Raw genomic sequence first — 3557 nt, forward strand, 5'->3', positions numbered from 1 at the left:
CGACAGCTCGCGTAGTGAGGGGCTGATTACGGTCGCGGGCAAAACACGAGAGCACGACCTGTTAATCGGGCGGGGATCTGCTGCTCATGATCTGGTCATGCACCCCGCACTTCATCCGCCATATTGCATGAGCGCTGATCCTGTTCACTCTCGGGACCACAGGATGGCGCAAACGGGACTATGGCTGTGCCCGTTCTTTCGCGGCCCTGATGTTCGCAGCGGGCATCTGGGCGTTCTGTACCGCCCTCGAACTGGCAAGTGCGGATCTCCCGACACAGATGCTTGCGATCACCCTGGAATACCCGGCAATGGCAGTCATCCCCGTTGCCTGGCTCCTCTTTGCTCTTGAATACATAGGGCGGGACGATCTGCTCACACCAAAAAACATCGGCCTGCTCTGTATCATCCCCGCGGTCACGACTATCCTGGTAGCCACCAATGAGCTGCACTACCTCTTTTACACAACCGTCACGGACATGATGTTCTTCGGACTATCCTATCATGTGGTGACGTATGGACCGGCCTTCTGGATCCACGCAGCCTATTCTTACCTGCTCATCGGGATCACCCTTCTCCTGATCCTGCAGCGGTTCCTTTTCTCATCCACAGTCTATCGCCGCCAGGTCACAGTCATTCTCGTTGCTACCCTCATCCCCCTCATCATGAACCTTATCCTGGTGTTCCGGGTGGGATCGGTCGGACTCATCGACCCTACTCCGGTGGCACTCCTCCTCTCCGGGGCCCTCATCCTCATTGGCATGGTCAGATTCCAGCTCCTCGATATCACACCCATTGCAAACGAACAGATCCTCGAAAATATGCGGGATGGCGTGATCGTTGTCGATATCCAGGGCCGGATTATCAGCGTGAACCCTCCCGGTGCACGCTTCCTCGGTATTCCCGGGAACAAAGTAATTGGCTTGTCCGTTTCGGAAAACCTGCAGGAATCCGCTCTTGAATGTATCCGGGTTGCAGGGCTGGCCGGGGACCGGGAAGAACGTCGTGAGACAGAACAGGTCATCAATGGGTTACACCGGTATTTCGAGATGCGCTGCATCCCGATCCGGTCACGGAACACAAGCAACAAGGGCAGGATGATCCTGGTCCGTGATATCACAGAAGCAAAGCAGACACAGAATGCCCTGTCTGAGGCCCGGAAGAAGATCAACCTCCTTTCCGGTTTTACCCGTCATGACATCCTCAACCAGATCACGGCGCTGCTCCTCCATATCGATATCGCAAAAGAGTCGGTTCCGGATCCCGGTGTCCAGGAATGGTTACAAAAACAGGAAGCGGCAGTCCTGACAATCCAGCACCAGATCGAGTTTACGAGAGATTATGAGGAATTGGGGATTAACGCTCCCGAATGGCTCTCTCTCCATGAGATTGTGTCGGGAATCCGGCCGGTCCTCGAGGCCAGGAAGATATCCCTTGATTGCACGCTTGAGGACATCGAGGTCTTTTCTGATCCGCTCATGAAACGCGTGTTTGCGATTCTTGCTGACAATACCATCCGTCATGCGGAAACGGCTACGCTGGTCCGGATCCGAAGCGAGCGGGAAGGTGAGCACCTTAACCTTGTGTATGAGGACAATGGTAAAGGAATACCGGCTGCAGAGAAAACCCGGATATTTGACCGCGGTGTCGGGATGCATGCGGGACTCGGGCTCTTTCTCGCTCACGAGATCCTGGGAGTTACCGGGATTACTATTCATGAATGCGGAAAACCCGGTGAGGGCGCCTGTTTTTCCCTTCAGGTTCCTCATGGTCAATTCAGGATCCGGGAGTGAAGGGCGGCCGCCTGTCCAGGGTTCTCAACTCTCGTGCCCGGGAGCTGATTAATACAGGATACTGGAGGATGCGACGTTTCTCCTGCATTATCATCGGAGATTACCGCGCCTCTTTTACCTGCATCGCGACCTTGGCGTGGCAGCGCGGGCAGCCCACTTTGACGGGTTTTTTCGAACGCTGGAGAGAGTTGAGCCGGATCCCCATGTAGGTCCAGGCATGGTTGCAGCGGTGGCAGGTAACAAAACAACTGGTGTACTGGCATTCCATGATCTAAAAGACCGCGACCGGATCGTATTAAGGAGAGGCTGGCGGGGGGTGAAAGTGCAGGGAACGGGTCAGTGCCCTGCCATCAAGCACCGCGACGGCGCTTTGGCATGCGCTGACAGAGCAGGACACTGCCTTCGTCACGCTGGGACTCGGCCTGCCCGATAAGCTTGCGGAGCATGCACTCAGAAACGAACTGCCCGGTCATAGCGTACACGCGTTCCGCACCGCTGTCCGGATCGGTCTCGAACGTGAGGATGAGGTCCTCCCGTTTATCAAGAGTGTGGGCAAGCATTTCCTGGAGCACATCTTCCACAGGTCTTCGCTTTTTTCCCCTGCCTCTTCCCTCCGATACCATGCGGGAGAATGGTGGTCAGCGGGTGATAAGGATTGTGCGGGGCGCATACCGTGCGCACGGACAGGGGGCTGCTTGGGAAAACCGGAGAGAAAAAGATTCCTCATATGCCAGTGCCACCCCGGAGAAGCGACCATTTTTTATGGGTATACGGTTAACAGCGTTCCATGCAGGATCCGGTTCCCCCAGAAAAGAACCCGTTCACCTGTCCCGCATGCAGCAGTCCCGTGAAACCGGGCGACAAATTCTGCGAGGCCTGCGGTGCAAAGATACCTGCGCTCTTCACCTGCACGAAATGCGGCACCCAGTTCGTTCACTTCAAAGAGCAGTGCGAACTCTGCGGGGGATCGCTGGTTCTCGGGGATGGTTCCGTACCGGGCACACCAGCACAACCGGCGAGGGAAGAAAAAACCGTTACGGTGAAACGGGCAGCAGGGGACCCTTCACCGGATGATACTGAAGAAGGGCCGTTGCCTGAATCCCTGGAAGATGCCGGGGATGCTGAGGTCATCACGGTAAAAACGAAGGTTTCGCACCGGCACGCTGAACCGGAAGAAGAACCGGAGCAGGATGATGAGCCGGAACCGGGGGAAGTGACGGAGCAGGATGATGAAGAGGAGCCGGTGGAAGAGTATGACGAAACTCCCGCGGAGGTGACACGCCCGGCGCGGAAGATGGCACAGGAACGGCCTTCGCAGGAGATCGTAGAGCCGGACACCGATGAACTGCTGGAACTGTACGGGAAGGAGTATGATCCGGACGAGACGCTGGAATCGCATCGCAGGTCGCCGGGTGTTTCACGAAAGGAGCGGGCGGCAAAGGAACCAGCCGCGGCTCCTGCGAAGCGTTCCAGTGTAAAGGTTGACGATGCCCTGCTCCTCTCCCTTGACGGGCAGCCGGAGAAAAAGGCACAAAAACCGCGGAGAGGCCGATCCGGGCTTCTCATGGCCGGGCTTGTGGCCGCAGTCATCGTTGCCGCGGTTATTTTCATTGCGCTCCCATCCCTCACCTCCGAAGATAATGCGGGATCGCAGAGCAGCGTGACAATCATCGAAGAAACACCGGTCCGTAATGTTTCGCCCACGGGAACACCCACCCCGTCCCGGGCCTGCGCATTCCTGCCCCAGCCCACGCAGACCCTCCACTC

At 57.0% G+C, this 3557-nt stretch carries 4 protein-coding genes; 2 read left to right on the forward strand and 2 right to left on the reverse strand.

Features of this window, described 5'->3' with window-relative positions; genetic code table 11:
* Window positions 1-140: 140 nt before the first annotated feature.
* The gene (locus CW742_RS08915; protein ID WP_292419354.1) at window positions 141-1790 is read left to right on the forward strand and encodes a histidine kinase N-terminal 7TM domain-containing protein; all 1650 of its coding nucleotides are present in this window, start codon (window positions 141-143) and stop codon (window positions 1788-1790) included.
* Window positions 1791-1890: 100 nt separating this feature from the next.
* Here CW742_RS08915 and CW742_RS08920 read toward each other — a convergent pair whose 3' ends face one another.
* Both CW742_RS08920 and CW742_RS08925 read right to left on the reverse strand, forming a co-directional pair.
* Complete coding sequence (locus tag CW742_RS08920) at window positions 1891-2058, reverse strand: hypothetical protein (RefSeq protein WP_292419349.1); 168 nt, start codon at window positions 2056-2058, stop codon at window positions 1891-1893.
* 82 nt (window positions 2059-2140) lie between these two features.
* Window positions 2141-2371 (reverse strand): hypothetical protein, encoded by a 231-nt coding sequence (locus tag CW742_RS08925; protein WP_292419350.1) that lies wholly within the window; start codon window positions 2369-2371, stop codon window positions 2141-2143.
* A 206-nt stretch (window positions 2372-2577) separates the two neighbouring features.
* On the opposite strand from CW742_RS08925, the gene CW742_RS08930 reads away from it, so the two are divergent.
* Window positions 2578-3557, forward strand: a 980-nt coding sequence (locus tag CW742_RS08930; RefSeq protein ID WP_292419353.1) for a zinc ribbon domain-containing protein, incomplete at its 3' end; no start/stop codon positions are given.

Source organism: Methanoregula sp. (assembly GCF_002835825.1).
Classification (GTDB): domain Archaea; phylum Halobacteriota; class Methanomicrobia; order Methanomicrobiales; family Methanospirillaceae; genus Methanoregula.